This is a genomic window from Agromyces laixinhei, assembly GCF_006337065.1.
In the GTDB taxonomy this organism is placed as follows: domain Bacteria; phylum Actinomycetota; class Actinomycetes; order Actinomycetales; family Microbacteriaceae; genus Agromyces; species Agromyces laixinhei.
The window spans coordinates 586,882-602,156 of sequence record NZ_CP040872.1 but is presented as its reverse complement, the minus strand read 5'-3'; the positions used below and the strand labels follow the sequence as shown (position 1 = coordinate 602,156).

At 69.2% G+C, this 15,275-nt stretch carries 19 protein-coding genes; 12 read left to right on the top strand and 7 right to left on the bottom strand.

Annotated features, from left to right (window positions below):
• Nucleotides 1-16: 16 nt before the first annotated feature.
• The gene (locus FHG54_RS02845) at nt 17-853 is read left to right on the top strand and encodes an exodeoxyribonuclease III (protein ID WP_139415886.1); all 837 of its coding nucleotides are present in this window, start codon (nt 17-19) and stop codon (nt 851-853) included.
• 20 nt (nt 854-873) lie between these two features.
• Here the strand turns inward: FHG54_RS02845 and FHG54_RS02840 are convergent, their stop codons facing one another.
• From FHG54_RS02840 to FHG54_RS02825, 4 genes are all read right to left on the bottom strand, one after another.
• Nucleotides 874-1,587, bottom strand: a complete 714-nt coding sequence (locus FHG54_RS02840) for a CPBP family intramembrane glutamic endopeptidase (RefSeq protein ID WP_139415885.1) — start codon at nt 1,585-1,587, stop codon at nt 874-876.
• 98 nt (nt 1,588-1,685) lie between these two features.
• Nucleotides 1,686-2,279, bottom strand: a complete 594-nt coding sequence (locus tag FHG54_RS02835) for a small multidrug efflux protein (RefSeq protein ID WP_139415884.1) — start codon at nt 2,277-2,279, stop codon at nt 1,686-1,688.
• A gap of 158 nt (nt 2,280-2,437) precedes the next feature.
• Entirely contained in the window at nt 2,438-3,172 is a 735-nt protein-coding gene (locus tag FHG54_RS02830) for a MerR family transcriptional regulator (protein WP_139415883.1), read from the bottom strand.
• 236 nt (nt 3,173-3,408) lie between these two features.
• Nucleotides 3,409-4,005: a TetR/AcrR family transcriptional regulator gene (locus FHG54_RS02825; RefSeq protein ID WP_139415882.1), complete on the bottom strand. Its 597-nt coding sequence runs from the start codon at nt 4,003-4,005 to the stop codon at nt 3,409-3,411.
• A 385-nt stretch (nt 4,006-4,390) separates the two neighbouring features.
• On the opposite strand from FHG54_RS02825, the gene FHG54_RS02820 reads away from it, so the two are divergent.
• From FHG54_RS02820 to FHG54_RS16245, 8 genes are all read left to right on the top strand, one after another.
• Nucleotides 4,391-4,969 carry a dihydrofolate reductase family protein gene (locus FHG54_RS02820; RefSeq protein ID WP_139415881.1) on the top strand — a complete coding sequence of 193 codons (579 nt, stop codon included), beginning with the start codon at nt 4,391-4,393 and terminating at the stop codon, nt 4,967-4,969.
• Nucleotides 4,970-5,047: 78 nt separating this feature from the next.
• The gene (locus FHG54_RS02815) at nt 5,048-5,680 is read left to right on the top strand and encodes a dihydrofolate reductase family protein (protein ID WP_139415880.1); all 633 of its coding nucleotides are present in this window, start codon (nt 5,048-5,050) and stop codon (nt 5,678-5,680) included.
• An 87-nt stretch (nt 5,681-5,767) separates the two neighbouring features.
• Entirely contained in the window at nt 5,768-6,103 is a 336-nt protein-coding gene (locus tag FHG54_RS02810; RefSeq protein ID WP_139415879.1) for an ArsR/SmtB family transcription factor, read from the top strand.
• A complete protein-coding gene (locus FHG54_RS02805; protein ID WP_139415878.1) occupies nt 6,100-6,834 on the top strand; it encodes a cation efflux transmembrane domain-containing protein in 735 nt (244 codons plus the stop codon). The genes FHG54_RS02810 and FHG54_RS02805 overlap by 4 nt, the downstream gene beginning before the upstream one ends.
• A gap of 60 nt (nt 6,835-6,894) precedes the next feature.
• Nucleotides 6,895-8,145, top strand: coding sequence for a serine/threonine-protein kinase (locus tag FHG54_RS02800; RefSeq protein ID WP_139415877.1), 1,251 nt, complete (start codon nt 6,895-6,897; stop codon nt 8,143-8,145).
• Nucleotides 8,142-8,651 (top strand): hypothetical protein, encoded by a 510-nt coding sequence (locus FHG54_RS16255; protein WP_168197079.1) that lies wholly within the window; start codon nt 8,142-8,144, stop codon nt 8,649-8,651. The genes FHG54_RS02800 and FHG54_RS16255 overlap by 4 nt, the downstream gene beginning before the upstream one ends.
• Nucleotides 8,652-8,723: 72 nt before the next feature.
• The gene (locus FHG54_RS16250; protein WP_168197078.1) at nt 8,724-8,864 is read left to right on the top strand and encodes a hypothetical protein; all 141 of its coding nucleotides are present in this window, start codon (nt 8,724-8,726) and stop codon (nt 8,862-8,864) included.
• Between the two features lie 56 nt (nt 8,865-8,920).
• Nucleotides 8,921-9,415: a GNAT family N-acetyltransferase gene (locus FHG54_RS16245; protein WP_168197077.1), complete on the top strand. Its 495-nt coding sequence runs from the start codon at nt 8,921-8,923 to the stop codon at nt 9,413-9,415.
• Between the two features lie 14 nt (nt 9,416-9,429).
• On the opposite strand, the gene FHG54_RS02790 is transcribed toward FHG54_RS16245, so the two are convergent.
• Nucleotides 9,430-10,269, bottom strand: a complete 840-nt coding sequence (locus FHG54_RS02790; protein WP_139415875.1) for an SDR family oxidoreductase — start codon at nt 10,267-10,269, stop codon at nt 9,430-9,432.
• Between the two features lie 219 nt (nt 10,270-10,488).
• Here FHG54_RS02790 and FHG54_RS02785 point away from each other — a divergent pair, with 219 nt between their 5' ends.
• From FHG54_RS02785 to FHG54_RS02775, 3 genes are read left to right on the top strand one after another with little or no spacing between them, the layout of a single operon-like run.
• Nucleotides 10,489-11,307: an ABC transporter ATP-binding protein gene (locus tag FHG54_RS02785; protein ID WP_139415874.1), complete on the top strand. Its 819-nt coding sequence runs from the start codon at nt 10,489-10,491 to the stop codon at nt 11,305-11,307.
• Between the two features lie 58 nt (nt 11,308-11,365).
• Entirely contained in the window at nt 11,366-12,400 is a 1,035-nt protein-coding gene (locus tag FHG54_RS02780) for an aliphatic sulfonate ABC transporter substrate-binding protein (RefSeq protein ID WP_139415873.1), read from the top strand.
• Nucleotides 12,401-12,409: 9 nt separating this feature from the next.
• Nucleotides 12,410-13,375: an ABC transporter permease gene (locus FHG54_RS02775; protein WP_210415461.1), complete on the top strand. Its 966-nt coding sequence runs from the start codon at nt 12,410-12,412 to the stop codon at nt 13,373-13,375.
• 42 nt (nt 13,376-13,417) lie between these two features.
• On the opposite strand, the gene FHG54_RS02770 is transcribed toward FHG54_RS02775, so the two are convergent.
• Nucleotides 13,418-14,068, bottom strand: a complete 651-nt coding sequence (locus FHG54_RS02770) for a response regulator (protein ID WP_139415872.1) — start codon at nt 14,066-14,068, stop codon at nt 13,418-13,420.
• Complete coding sequence (locus tag FHG54_RS02765; RefSeq protein WP_139415871.1) at nt 14,065-15,189, bottom strand: sensor histidine kinase; 1,125 nt, start codon at nt 15,187-15,189, stop codon at nt 14,065-14,067. Before FHG54_RS02765 ends, FHG54_RS02770 begins: the two co-directional genes overlap by 4 nt.
• Nucleotides 15,190-15,275 lie beyond the last annotated feature (86 nt).

Genomic DNA, 15,275 nt, shown 5'->3' with positions numbered 1-15,275 from the left:
CGAATAGGCTTGGCCCATGCGCATCGCCACCTGGAACGTCAATTCGATCCGCACCCGAGTCGGTCGCGTCGTCGACTGGATGGTGCGCGAAGACGTCGATGTGCTCGCCATGCAGGAGATCAAGTGCAGACCCGAGCAGTTCCCGGTCGAGGCATTCGAAGAGGCCGGCTACGAGCTCGCCATCCACGGCCTGAACCAGTGGAACGGCGTGGCGATCGCGAGCCGCTCGCCGATCGGCGAGGTCGAGACCTCGTTCCCGGGCATGCCGGGGTTCCTCAAGGGTCTCGAGGGCCCCGACCAGCCCCAGGAGGCGCGGGCGATCGGCGCGACGGTCGGCGGTGCTCGCGTGTGGAGCCTCTACGTGCCCAACGGCCGCTCGCTGGGTGACCCGCACTACACCTACAAGCTCGACTGGCTCGCAGCACTCACCGAGTACACGCGCGCCGAGACATCCGCCCGGCCCGAAGTGCCGCTCGCGCTGACCGGCGACTTCAACATCGCCCCGCTCGATGTCGACAACGGCGACCCGACGGTGATCGAGGGAGTCACGACGCACGTCTCGCCCGCCGAGCGGCAGGCGTTCTTCACGCTCGAGAACGCCGGTGTGACCGACGTGGTGCGCCCCCGCATCCCCGAGGGCTTCACCTACTGGGACTACAAGCAGCTCCGGTTCCCGCGCAACGAGGGCATGCGCATCGACTTCATCCTCGGTTCGGCCGCGTTCGCAGAGGCCGTGACGGATGCCTCGATCCACCGCAACGAGCGCAAGGGCGACGCCCCCAGCGACCATGTGCCGGTGCTCGTCGAGCTCGCACTCGGCGAAGACGACGACGATCGGCCGATGATCTTCTAGTCAGCTCAGGCTGCTTGCGCTCACATCCCGCTTGTGCTGACGATGAGCACGAACACCGGGAGGCCGAGGTTGTTGATCGTGTGCGCGGCGACGGCGGGCCAGATCGAGCCGCTGCGCCGAACGAGCTCGGCGCAGATGATGCCGAAGACCACGGCGCCGGGCAGCGCCAGATTGATGCCGTGGAACAGTGCGAAGACGACCGAGCTCGCAATCACGGCGACCACCGCGCCGTAGCGGAGCAGTCCGTTCATGACGACGCCACGGAACAGGAACTCCTCCCCGAGCGGCACGAGGAGAGAGATCATCGCGAAGGTCAGGACGAGCGGAAGGATGCCGCCGCCGGCAGCCTCGTAGTACGGGACCTGCGCGTTCTCCTCGAACCCGAGCGCGATGATCGCGGCGTTGAGCACCCCCTTCAGGATGAATCCCACGACGCCCGCCACGATGCCGACGAGCAGCCAACGCCAAGTCGTTCGCCTGATGCTGAACGCCGGCCAGGATCGGATGCGGATGAGCGCAGCCGCGGCGAACCCGGCGAATGGTGCGAGAACCGACCACCCGGCGAGCACCAGGCCCGAGAGGACTGGCTCGGACTCAGGGAGTAGCGGAACGATGAGGAGCGCAAGCGACCCGACCGCGAGCGTCACGGACAGACCGACGATGATCTCGGGCCAGCCGGGACGGGACGGGCGGGTACGTGCGGGGAGGACAGTGGGTTCGGGGTTGGGTTTCATGGTCCGCCTTTCGTGTCGAAGAGTCGTTTCGGAGAGTTCGGGTCGGGTAGTTCGTGTCAGTTGGTTCGTGGCAGCTGGTTCGTGGCAGCTGGTTCGTGTCAGCCGACGTTCGTGACCACGAGCAGTGCGAGGGTCGCCGAGATGGTGACGAGGGCTGTCCAGAGGATGATGGCGATCGCCTGCCACACGATGACGCGGCCCTTGTTGACGCCGACGCTCACGAGGAACGCGGCGGTGAGCTGGGTTGGGAGCGCCATCGGCGCGAGCAGGCTGGCGCCTGGGACCCCGAAACGCACGAGCCAGCGCCGGAGCTTCTGCTTTCCCATGGACTCTCCACCCGCCTTCACCTCGGGACGGTCGGTGTCGAGACCTCGGTCGGTGGTTTCCCCGACAGCCGCTGCTGTACTCGCGGTGCTCGCCACCGTGATGCGTTGCGACCGACGGTTCACAATCGAGCCACGGACCCGCGCACCGAGCAGCACGACGAACACGACGCTGACGAGGTTGCCGACCACACTCGCGCCGAACGCCACGACTGGATTGAGGCCCGCGACGACGCCGATCCCGGCGGCGCCCTCCTCGATGAATGGAATCGCGCCGGCCGCGGCGACGATGAGCGGTTGGACGGCGTCCGGCACCTGGGCGACCAGGTCCTGGAAGCCGGAGATGAGTCCTTCGACGGGGTTGGACATGGGGGTTCCCTTCACGACGGCGCGATTGACGCCAACAGGCATGGCAAGTGAGACGACGCCGCGAGCGCGGCGTCGACAAGTGGCGATCCGGGGTCAGCGTGGCCGGGCGGCCGTGATGTCGGCGTGCGCCGGCGGCTCGGACGAGATCGACCTGCGGGTCACTGCATCGGAAGTCGCTCGTCGGTCTGACCGGATGCGAGCAGGTGCGCGCGGTACAGGACCTCGAGCTGGGCAAGGTTGTACAACTGCACCACCGCATCTTGATCGTGGAGCAAAGCGGAGCGATCAGTGGACTGCGTCGCCGGATCGGACAGCCACGGGTACTTCGCGTACTGGGCTCCGAGCTCGGGGGCGAGTTGCTCGGCGAGGCGCACGCGCGTGGCGAGGTCGGCATGTGGCGAGAGCGTCTCGAACTCCCGATCAGCATCGCTTCGGTCGGCCGTGAAGATCTCGCTCATGTCGCGCATGGCGTCATCGGACAGGATGCGCGAGTAGATCATGATGAGCGATCGGTCGGTTTCCGTCATCCCATGTGCAGCCGCGCCGAAGCTCCGGGGCAGCACGGCCGGTGAGCCGTGCTCGAGGAGCGCGGCGATCTCGGTCCGCACGCTCTGGAGTCGGTCGATGGTCGTGGCGAGCTCCGCATCGATGGCCCGAAGCGCCTCCCTCGGATTCTCCTCGGTGCTCTGCAGAGTGGAGATCTGCGTCAAGGACAGACCGAGTTCCGACAACCTCCGAATCTGCAACACTCGAATGAGATGCCGGACCTCGTACTGCTTGTACCCGTTCGACGACCGTTCAGGCTCGTCGAGTAACCCGACCTCGTGATAGTGGCGCACCGCCTTCACGGTCGTTCCAGCGATCTGCGCCAGCTCCCGGGTACTCCATGCCATCTCGACTCCTCCGCCCCTGCGCCCCGACTTCGCCGATCGGGGGCTAGGGCAAGTAGAAACCATGCCCCTGGGGCACAGTCAAGTCGGGCTCCTGGCGCGGTCCGGAATCACAGGGGGCGGCATCGATCACAAGAATCTGCCCTGGCACGCGCTTGGGCCGCCCGGCCATGCGTCACACTCTGCGCGATCCTCCCTTGGATACGCCGATCAGGAGATGCGGCCTCGTCGATGCCGGTTCAGGTGCTCCGGATCACCGGTGGCGTGTAGGCGCCGAGGATCACCTCTGCGATGAATTGTCCGGCGTCGCCGGGGTCGAGACGTCCGGCCGTGATGTCGGCCGCAGCCCCCTTCATGACGTGGTGCATGGAGCTGGCGAGCCAGCTGACCGGGAGGTCGGTGCGAAAGACGCCCTCGGCTTGGCCGCGACGGATCAGGTGATTCACGCGCGCTTCGGGTTCGGCGTGCAGTTCGCGGATGCGCCCGGGCGGGAGGACCGCCTGGGCCGCCTCGAGGATGGTGCCGGCTTGCGCCGTCAACTGCCAGCTGGATTCGATGAGCGCACGCAGTGCCGCGCGCGGGTCGCCGGTGAGGTCGACCGCTTCGAGCACTCGGTCGCCGTCGGTCAGGGCACGGACGAGCGCAGCCTCGACGAGCAGCTCGCGTGAGGGGAAGTGCCCGTACAGGGTGACCCGGCCCACGCCCGCGGCCTGTGCGACCTGCCCGAGGCTCGCATCGGGATCCTGCCCGAGGCATTCGATGGCGGCCTGGGTGATCTTCTCGATGTTCTTGCGGGCGTCGGCGCGTTTGGGGGTCTTCGATGCGGCGGTGGTCACATCAATCTCCTAACCTGAATAGACATGTTCAAGATATGGGTCTACGCTGTAACTCGACACTACCTGTTCACGTTATCTGCTGGAGGTCGACCCGTGTCCGAGCACTTACCCAAGCTCGAGGCCGATCTCGAACTGAGCCGCGAGGCGCTGAGCCGCCGTGCCTGGAGAGCCCCGCGATGGAGGCAGTGCTGCGGTCGCGCCGGCCCGGCATCTTGGGCCTGGTCATGATCTGCGCGACATCCTTTCGCACGGCCGACGTGCACGTGGTCACCCTGCTGACCATGCGCTCCGCACTCATCTACCTCACCGCCGCCGCGACCGCTCGCCGCAGAGCCGCGTGGGTCGCGTTGTTCGGAACACGAGAGCCCCATGGAAGGGGATTGCGATGTCAGCGTTGATGGTGGACTTCATCATTTCGCTCGACGGCTATGGAGGCGCCGAGGGCTGGCCCGGTTACTGGGGCATGGAGGGACCCGAGTACCTCGCCTGGCTGGAGCAGGACAGCCTGAAGGGGGAGCCCATCCAGCTCATGGGCGCGACCACCTATCGGCTCTTCGCCGAGCACCTGGCCCAGGCGGACGACCCTGCGTCACGGGCATTGGCCGCAGCGCGCAAGATCGTGTTCTCCTCCACGCTCAGCGAACCGCTCTCGTGGGCGAACACCGAACTGGTCGACAACGACCCGGTCGCGGCGGTTCGAGACCTGAAGCGGCGCGAGTCGCGGGAACTGCGCACCATCGGCAGTCTCAGCCTTGTTCGGACGCTGCTCTCGGCCGGGCTCGTGGATCGCTTCCGTGTGGTGGTGTTCCCGGTGATCACCGGAGCCACGGGACGTGAGCGCGTCTTCGACGGCTACCCGGACCTCTCCCTCGAACTCGTCGAGAGCCGCACCTTCGACGGAAGCATCCAATTACTCGAGTACGTCCCCACCGTGCTCGACGGACCTCCAGCGGTCGAGAGCTGAACCGGAGCCGCCGATCACGAAGCCTCACCCGCATGTTCACGACTGACGAACCAATCGTCTCCAGAGAAAGAGCACCCCATGTCTCTCGTTCGCGTTCACAACTTCGCCATCTCCCTCGACGGTTTCGGCACCGGTGAGGGCCAAGACGCCGACGCGCACTTCGGTCACGCCGGTGACCGACTGCATCAATGGATGTTCGCCACGCAGTGGTGGCAGCCCGGCGGCAGCGGCGGCGTCGACGACGCCTTCGTACAGCGACACGACTCCGGGATCGGGGCCGAGATCATGGGCGCCGGCAAGTTCGGGCACCCCGGATGGCACGAGGATCCGGATTGGAAGGGCGCCTGGGGACCCAACCCGCCGTTCCACACGCCGGTCTTCGTGCTCACCCACCACACCCGCCCGTCCATCGAGATGGAGGGCGGCACGACGTTCCACTTCATCGATGCCCCGCCTGCTGAAGCGGTGGAGAAGTCGAAAGCTGCCGCTGACGGCCTCGATGTGCGCCTCGGCGGCGGCCCCACCGTGATCCGCGACTTCCTCGCCGCCGGGCTCGTCGACTACCTGCACGTCGTCGTGGTCCCCATCCTGCTCGGTCGTGGCGTGCGGCTCTGGGACGGGTTGGAGGGCATCGAGCAGGACTACGGCGTCGAGGCAACCTCAGCACCCAGCGGCGTCACCCATGTGACCTTCACCAGGGCGGGGGCATGAGCAAACCGGGTCCGACGCGAACCGCCTCCTCGCCATCAAGTCGGTACAGTCTTTTGTGAATCCACAATCGCGTGTACTGTCATCGACATGACCGATACGGCGACCCTGACCCACACCGCGGCGCTCGCACGCCTCGGGCACGCGCTCTCCGACGAGACCCGCGCCCGGGTCCTGCTCTCGCTCCGCGACGCGCCGGCGTACCCCTCCGACCTCGCCGAGTCGCTCGGCGTCTCCCGGCAGGTGATGTCCAACCAGCTGGCATGCCTGCGCGGTTGCGGACTCGTCGAGGCGGTGCCAGAGGGCCGCCGCACCTCGTACCGTCTCGCTGATGAGCTCCTCGCACCGGCGCTCGGCGACCTGCTCCGACTCGTGCTCGTCGTCGACCCGGCCTGCTGCTCGAGCGAGGGATGCACCTGCGCATGACGTCGGTACCTCTCACTCCGGGCGCGAGCCCACCTCGGCCGCTCACCGCCGAGCGCCGCGTCGTGCTCGTCCGCCGCATCCGCCTGATCGTCGCGGCGACCATCACGTACAACGTGATCGAGGCGATCATCGCCCTCGCCGCGGGAACGGCGTCCTCGTCGGCCGCGCTCATCGGCTTCGGTCTCGACTCGATCGTCGAGGTGCTCTCGGCCGCAGCCGTGGCCTGGCAGTTCGCCGCCCCCGATCCGCACCGGCGGGAGCGTTTCGCCCTGCGCCTCATCGCCGTCTCGTTCTTCGGCCTGGCGCTGTTCGTCTCGATCGATGCGGCCCGCTCGCTGCTCGGGGCTTCGGAACCCGAGCACTCCCCGGTCGGCATCGCGCTCGCCGCCGTGAGCCTCGCCGTCATGCCGCTGCTGTCGTGGTTCGAGCGGCGCACCGGCCGTGAGCTCGGTTCCGCCTCCGCGATCGCCGACTCGAAGCAGACGCTGATCTGCGCTTACCTCTCGGCCGCCCTTCTCGCGGGCCTCCTGCTCAACAGCCTGCTCGGGTGGGCGTGGGCGGACTCCATCGCCGCCCTCGTCATCGCCGCGTTCGCCGTGCGCGAGGGCATCGAGGCCTGGCGCGGCGATGCGTGCACGGTGCCGGTCTCGGTGCTGACCGGAGAACGCGAGGCCGACCACGAGCACGAGCACGACCACGACCACGACCACGGGCACGGGCGCGCTCGCTGACCGCGCATCCCGACACTCCGTCGTCGCCGGCTCCCAGCCGGCGAGGTTACCCTCGAACACGTGACCAGCTCCACTGATCGACCCGTCGGCGGCCCGTTCACAGGTGCAACCCTCGGCGGGCGGTATCGGCTCGGCGGTCTCATCGGCCGCGGCGGCATGGCGAGCGTCTATCGCGGTGAAGATCAGAGCCTCGGCCGATCCGTCGCCGTGAAGGTCTTCGCCGAGGCGGCTGAGGGCATCGACGACGCCGCACGCCGCCGATCCGAGATCGCCCTGCTCGCGAGCGTCGAGCACCGTGCGCTCGTGCGCCTCTACGACGCCGCACACGACGTTTCGATCGACCGCGAGTACCTCGTCATGGAGCTCGTCGACGGTCGCGATCTGCGGGGCACCCTGCAGACCGGCCCAGTCAGCGCATCGGATGCCGCGTGGCTCGCCGCCGACCTCGGCGAGGCGCTGCACGTGATCCACGAACGCGGCATCGTGCACCGCGACGTGAAGCCCGCCAACGTGCTGCTCGCGGCGGCCCACCTGCCCACGCGAGCGTGGAACGCGAAGCTCGCCGATTTCGGCATCGCGCGCCTCATCGACGACACACGCCTCACTCGCACCGGGGCGTACGTCGGCACCCCCGGCTACCTCAGCCCCGAGCAGGTGAGCGGACGCGCGCCAGGCACCGCGGCCGACATCTACTCGCTCGGGCTCGTGCTGATCGAAGCGCGCACCGGCCGGCCGGCCTTCCCGGGCACGGCCACCGAGGCGACGGCCGCACGGCTCGCGCACGACCCCGAGATTCCCTCCGAACTCGGCCCGGAGTGGGCGTCGCTGCTTCGCGACATGACGGCGCGCGAGCCATCCGCCCGGCCGACGGCGCTCGAAGTCGCGATGGCGGCGAGCCGGTTCGAGACGGCGAAGGCGACCACGACCACCACCACCACCACCACCACCACCACCACCACGACAGAGCCGGATGCTGCGGCGACCGTCGTGCTCGAGGCATCCGACGCGACCGTGAAACTGCCGGCGACGCCCACCGATACCCTCGGAGCGACCGCTTCGTCCGACGACACCGTCGCCGCGCGGGCCGTCGCGGCAGCCCTCACGCCCGCCCCGGCCCGTTCGCGGCGCTGGGTGCGACCGGCGATCTCGATCGCCCTGCTCGGTCTCATCGCGATCGGGGCGGCGCTGGTCATCCCGCCGGCGATCGCGAGCCTCACGCAACCCTCGACCGCGCCCGCCGAACCGCTGCCGAGCCTGCCGGGCGAGCTCGGGGTGCATCTCGAGCAACTGGGCGAGGCGGTGACCCGATGAGGCGCGTACGCACCGTCATCGGCGGCGGGCTCCTCGCCGCGTCGCTCGCGTTCGGACTCAGCGCATGCGGGCAGACCCCCGAGGCGGTCAGCGCAAGCCTGCACGCCTCCGTCGTGCAGGTCGCCGAACGGGCGGAGGTCGGCGACTACCTCGGAGCCATCGCCGCGCTCGCACTGCTCGAGAACGACGTCACCGCGGCCGTCGACGACGGCGCCATCGATGCCGACAAGGCGGCCGACATCCGCGCGGCGCTCGCGCTCGTGCGAGCCGACCTCGAAGCGGCCGAGACCGCCGGCACCCCGACGCCCAGCCCCACGACGGGCGGCGACGACACCGACGGCGACCGCAACGACGAAGACAAGCAGGGCAACAGGAACGACAAGAAGAACGACAACGACAAGAAGACGAACAAGAACAAGGACGAGAACGACAACGGAAGCAACGACACCGGCAACGACGACCGGGGCAACGGCAACGAGGGCAACGACCGGTACGACGACGATTGACCCCGACGGCTCACGCGCGATCCGGGCCGCGATTCGAGGCTCGCTTCCAGTTTCGCGGGGTACCGTCACGCCATGACGTCCGAACTCTGGTTGCCCGTGATCTGCGCCGCAGGGCTCGTGGTGCCGATGCTGCTCGGCCTCGCCGCGCGACGACCGCGTCCGCAACCCGTGCGCGTTCAGGCCCGCCCGGTGAACCGGTCCATCGAGCGGTAGCGTATGCAACCGCGCGCGGCATCGACGGCAGCGCGCACATCCGGCACCATGGGGTCATGACCAAGGTGGACCCTGCAGATGTCGAACTCGTGCCGAAAGGCGTCGACGAGGTCGCCCGATGGCTGGCCATCGCGATGCGGGAGTACGAAGAGGCGCGCCTCGAGGCCGGCGACAGCGCCGAGGCCGCGGATGCGGCTCGAATCCAATCGGAACAGCAGTTCTTTCCCGACGGGCGGCTCGTCGACGAGCACTTGCTCTTCACGGTCGCACTTCGCGGCGAAGAGGCGGGATGGCTCTGGATCGGACCGTGGCGGGGCGGCTCCGGATCGGAGGACTGGTGGATCTACGACCTCCGCGTGCTCGACAGATTCCAACGGCGCGGCATCGCTCGGGTCGTGATGCAGCGCGCGGATGCCATCGCGCGCGAGCACGGCGCGAAGTCGCTCGGCCTCAACGCGTTCGCCACGAATGTGGCGGCGATCACGCTGTACGAGAGCCTCGGCTACCTCACTGCCTCAGTGCATATGCGCAAGGAACTGCCGGGAGCCTGACTCACCCAGCCGGGTCAGGCCCGCCCGGTGAACCGGTCCATCGAGCGGTAGACGCCGAAGCCGTCGCCGATCAGGCGATCGAACACGCGCGTCGGCAGCAGGCCGCGCAGCGCGCGTGAGAGTCCGACGCTCCAGGGCAGTTCGAGCAGCGGACGCCCGGCGAGCATGGCCCGCCACACCCGGTCGACGACGTACTCGGGGTCGAGCACCGGCGCGAGCACGGGGCCGCGGGCACCGGCGAACATGCCGGTCGAGACGTAGCTCGGAGTCACCGTGGTGACCCGCACGTTGCCGTGGTCGGCCTGCTCGAGTTCGAGACGCAGCGAGTCGCTCCAGCCGATGAGTGCCGCTTTCGACGCGGCATAGACTGCCATCCGCGGATTCGCGAGCGTGCCGGCGGCACTCGCGATGTTCACGATGCGCGCCGCGCGGTACGCGTTCGCGATCATGCCGGGCAGGAACTCGCGCGTGATGTACATCGGCGCGAGTGCGTTGACCTGCATGGTCGATCGGGTGTCATCGCCGTTGTCGGTCGCCCAGAAGTACCGGTTGCCGCGCACGATGCCGGCGTTGTTGATGAGCACGTCGGGGTTGCCGACCTCGCGCCGCACCCGCTGCGCGGTCTTCGCGATGGCGCCGAGGTCGCCGACGTCGACGACGAACGACTGGATGCGGGTTCGCCCCCGCGAGATCGCGCCGAGCTCATCGACGGTGCGGGCGAGGGCGGCCGCGTCGCGATCCCAGAGGGTGACGGATGCCGCGTGCTCGGCCACGGCCCGCTCGGCGTACATGCGACCCATGCCGCCCGCAGCACCCGTGATCAGCACCCTGGCGCCGCGAACCGTTCTCGTCATCCGTCCATCTTCGCCCATGCACACGGTCGCCCGAGCAGAGACGGCGCCGCATCACGGGCGATCGGGACCAGGCCTGACGACGTGCTGTCGAAGAATGTTCGATGATCGCAAGATCCCGCGCGGATTCCTCGTGTTACGCCGCGGGTCGGGCCCGCCTGACAGCGTTCTCTTCGATGTATAGCGTGAGGATCCCACCCCACCACCCGTCGAGGAGGCGTCATGACCGCGGCATCCGTCTCGTTTCGCGGTGTCGGGCGCGCGTTCGACACGGCCGCCGGCACCCGGCAGGTGCTGCGCGATGTCGACCTCGACGTCGAGGCGGGCGAGATCGTCGCGATCCTCGGCCCGAGCGGATGCGGCAAGTCCACACTCCTCCGCATCGCAGGCGGGCTCGACCGCGCGAGCGCCGGGGCCGTGACCGTCGACGACATCGCGGTGGCACCGTTCGACCCCCGCTCGGCCGTCGGCTTCCAGGAACCCCGGCTGCTGCCGTGGCGGACCGTCGCCGGCAACGTCGCCCTCGGGCTGCCGCGCGGCACCTCGAAGACCGTGGGCCGCGACAAGGTCGCACGCCTGATCGAGCTCGTCGGCCTCGCCGAGTTCGCCGGTCACCGCCCGCGTGAGATCTCGGGCGGCATGGCCCAGCGCACCTCGCTCGCCCGTGCCCTCGCACGCAACCCCGGCGTGCTGCTGCTCGACGAGCCCTTCGGCGCACTCGACGCCCTCACCCGCCTCAAGATGCAGGATCTCCTGCTCGACGTGCACGCCGCAGCACCCACGACCGTGCTGCTCGTCACGCACGACGTCGACGAGGCGCTGCAGCTCGCCGACCGGGTCATCCTGCTCGGCCCCGACGGCGAGGCGCCCGGCGCCGACATCCGGCAGATCGTCGTCGTTCCCGGCTCCCGGCCGCGCGACCGCGGTTCGGCCGAACTCGCGGAGCTGCGCGGTCGCCTGCTCGACGGGCTCGGCATCGACCGGCACGGCGCCGCACGCGGCATCGAGGCCACCACGACCATCCCGCACTATCCGTTCTGACCGGCGCCACAGCACCGCGCCGCCGCCACTGAAGCCACCACGACTGAAGGAGTCCACCGTGTTCCGCACCCCATTCCTCCGCACCGCACTCGTCGCGGGCGCCGCAGCTGCAGCACTCCTGCTCTCGGGCTGCGTCGCCGGAGAAGGCCAGGCCGCCGAGCCCGAGCCCGCGGCGAACGGCGAAGCCGTCTCGCTCGAGGGCCAGACGCTGAACATCGACTTCGCGACCTACAACCCGCTGAGCCTCATCATCAAGGAGCAGGGCTGGCTCGAAGACGCCGGCCTCACCGTGAACTGGGTGCAGTCGGCCGGGTCGAACAAGGCGAATGAGGCCCTGCGCGCCGGTGCGATCGACGTCGGTTCGACCGCGGGCTCGGCTGCACTGCTCGCTCGCTCGAACGGCTCGCCGATCCAGGTCATCTCGCTCTACTCCCAGCCCGAGTGGTCGGCCCTCGTCGCACCCGACGGCTCGCCGATCACCTCCGTCGAAGACCTGAAGGGCAAGCAGGTCGCGGCGACGAAGGGCACCGACCCCTACTTCTTCCTGCTGCAGTCGCTCGAGGCCAACGGTCTCTCGGCCGACGACATCACGGTGCAGAACCTGCAGCACGCCGATGGCTGGGCGGCGCTGCAGAACGGCTCGGTCGACGCGTGGTCGGGCCTCGACCCGATCATGGCGGGCGCCGAGGTCGAGGGCGCGACCCTCTTCTACCGCAACGTCGACTTCAACAGCTACGGGTTCCTGAACGCGACGGAGACCTTCCTCGAGGGCAAGCCCGAGGTCGCGCAGGCCGTCGTCGACGCCTACGAGCAGGCGCGCGCCTGGGCCGCCGAGAACCCCGAGGAGACGGCGCAGATTCTTGCGGATGTCGCCGGCCTCGACCTCGCGATCGCGACGAAGGTCATCGAGGAGCGATCGAACCTCGACGTCGACGGCGTTCCGGGCGACAAGCAGGTGAAGGTGCTCGAGAAGATCGGCCCGATCTTCGTCGAGCTCGGCGACGTCGCCACCCAGGCCCAGGTCGACCAGGCACTCGACACGCTCGTCAACGACACCTTCGTCACGAAGGCCGACGCCGGCCGGTTCGAGTAGGGATCCACCATGACGCACGCCTCGCAGCGAACGGATGCCCCGACGGGCACGATCTCCGTCGATGACGAGTTCGCCGCGCCCGTCACACAGGCGGGCCTCGCGATCGCGGGGGCCGGCCAGTACGGATCGTCGGGCGTCGACCGACGGCCGGGCACCCACGAGGCATCCGTCATCCCGCCCACCGAGCCGCGACCGAAGCCCGGGGCATCCGCTCGGCTCATCGACCGTCGCTGGTTCCGCATCGTCGGCGGCGCACTCATCCCGCTCGCCCTGCTCGCGCTCTGGCAGTGGGTCTCGACCTCGGGGCTCGTGCCGCTCTCGCAGCTGCCCTCGCCCGAGATGGTGTGGCTCGCGGCGGTCGACCTCGCCGAGCGCGGTCTGCTCGGACTCTACGTGGCGATCTCGACCCAGCGCGTGTTCCTCGGATTCGCGTTCGGCGCGGCGATCGGCCTCGCGCTCGGTGCGGTCGTGGGGCTCTCGAAGCTCGGCGACATCCTGCTCGCCCCGACGCTCGGCGGCATCCGTGCCGTGCCGTCGCTCGCCTGGATCCCCCTCCTCATCCTCTGGTTCGGCATCGGCGAGGACTCGAAGATCATCCTCATCGCGATCGGCGCGTTCTTCCCGGTCTACACGATCGTCTCCGCGTCGCTGCTGCACGTCGACCGGCAGCTCATCGAGGCCGGGCGCGCGTTCGGACTGCACGGCGTCGCGCTCTTCTCGACCGTGCAGTTGCCGGCCGCGGTGCCGTCGGTGCTGTCGGCACTGCGACTGGCGCTCGCGCAGGCCTGGCTCTTCCTCGTCGCGGCCGAACTCATCGCCTCGTCGATGGGGCTCGGGTTCCTGCTCAACGACTCGGGGCAGAACGGCCGCATCGACCGCATCTTCCTCGCGATCATCCTGCTCGCACTCCTCGGCAAGCTCACCGATTCCGTCGTCGCCTTCGTGGAGCGCTGGGCCGTGCGCCGCTGGGCGTAGCCGGTCTCGCACGCGACACCGGCACGGCGATGAGCTGGCGGCTCAGGCGTCGTCGAGGATCCCGAGGTCGAGCGCTCGCAGCACCGCCCGAGTGCGGTCGCGCACCCCGAGCTTCAGGAACACGCTCGAGAGGTGGTTCTTGACCGTGCCGGCCGCGAGGTGGAGTGCGGACGCGATCTCCGCGTTCGAGTACCCCGCCGCGGCGAGCCGGAGGACATCGGTCTCGCGTGTCGTCAGCGACTCGGGCTGTTCGAAGCCCTCGACCCCCGCCGGCCGGGCGCTGACGGCCCGGAAGAGCCGATCGGTCAGCCCCGGTTGAAGGAGGGTGCCGCCCTCCGCGAGGAGGCGAATGGCGCTCACCAGCTGGTCGAGGGTCACGTCTTTGAGCAGGTATCCCTTCGCGCCGGCCCGCAGCGCCCTGAGCACCAGCTCGTCGTCGTCGAACGTGGTGAGCACGAGCACCGGAACCGTCGAGCCGCGCGCGGCGAGGGCCTCGAGCGTGGCGATGCCGTCACGGCGCGGCATCCGGAGGTCGAGCAGCAGCACATCGGGCGCGCTCGTCGCCACCAGCTCGAGTGCGGCGTCGCCGTCGTCGCCCTCCCCCACCACCTCGATCTCCTCACTGAGCGCGAGCAGGCTGCGAATGCCCTGGCGAACCAGGGTCTGATCGTCGACCAGCGCCACGCGTGTCATCGGGCGGGCACCCGCGCCGTCACGCTGAAGCCATGACCGGGAGCGGATTCGAGCAGCAGCTCGCCGCCGAGTTCCTCGATCCGCTCGCCCATGCCGGTGAGGCCGTTGCCCCGCTCGAGATGACGCACGCCGACCCCGTTGTCGCTGGCGTGCACGTTCAGGCCGTCATCGTCGCAGACGACCGTCACCTCGAGCCTCGTCGCGTGCGCGTGGCGCACCGTATTGGTCGCGATCTCCTGCACGGATCGCACGACAGCGATCGTCTGCGCCTCGTCGAGCGGCGTGCGTTCGTTCACGGTGAGGTCGACCTCGAGACCCGGAATCCGCTCGAGCACGGCGCGCAGCGTGGGCTCGAGACGGGTACGGGCGTCGCGAAGCTCGCCGACCGTCGATCGAACGTCGGCGAGCAGGTCCTTCGCGATGCCGCGTGCCCTGACGACATGCTCCCGGCCCTCACCTGCCGTGCGGTGCGAGGCGACCTCGAGCTCGAGGGCGAGAGCCGTCAACTGGTGCCCGATGACGTCGTGCAGGTCTCGGGCGATCCGAAGTCGCTCGGCATCACGGCTCGAGGTGGCGAGCAATGCCGTGGCCGCCCTGAGGTCGGCATGAGCCGCCGCGAGCTCGGCCCGCGCCGCAGCCTCACGCCGGGCGCCGGCGATGACGAGCGCCGCGAACACCTGGAAGGTCAGGTACGCGAGCGTGGAGATGACGACCTCCGCGAGGGACCATCCGGCGCTCGCACCGCCGACCGCGATCAGGATGCTCTGCACCACGACGAGCACCGCGACCGTTCGCGGCCCGAGCCCGAACGATGCGACGGCGGTGGTGATCACGAAGAGCAGCGCCGACGAACTGAGACCTGGCGCCGCGAACCACACGACCGACTCCGTGACGAACAGCACGACGACGGTGACGGCGAAGGGCCACGGCAGGCGGCTCCGGAGGAAGCCGGCGTCGAACACGAAGACCGCGAGGTACACGAGATAGGCCGCCCACCACAGCACGGCTCGGGCGGGATCCTCATCGGCGCCGAATCCGGCGACGAGCGCGCCGATGCCCACCACGAGGGCGGCGGCAAGGCCCGCGACGGCGCTCAGGAGCTCCTCCGACTTGATCGCCATACCCCGAATGCTACGAGAGACGGCTTGGCGGCGGGACCTGCCATTGGTCACGGGTCGAAGAGGTGCCGACCGGCACGTTCGACGGC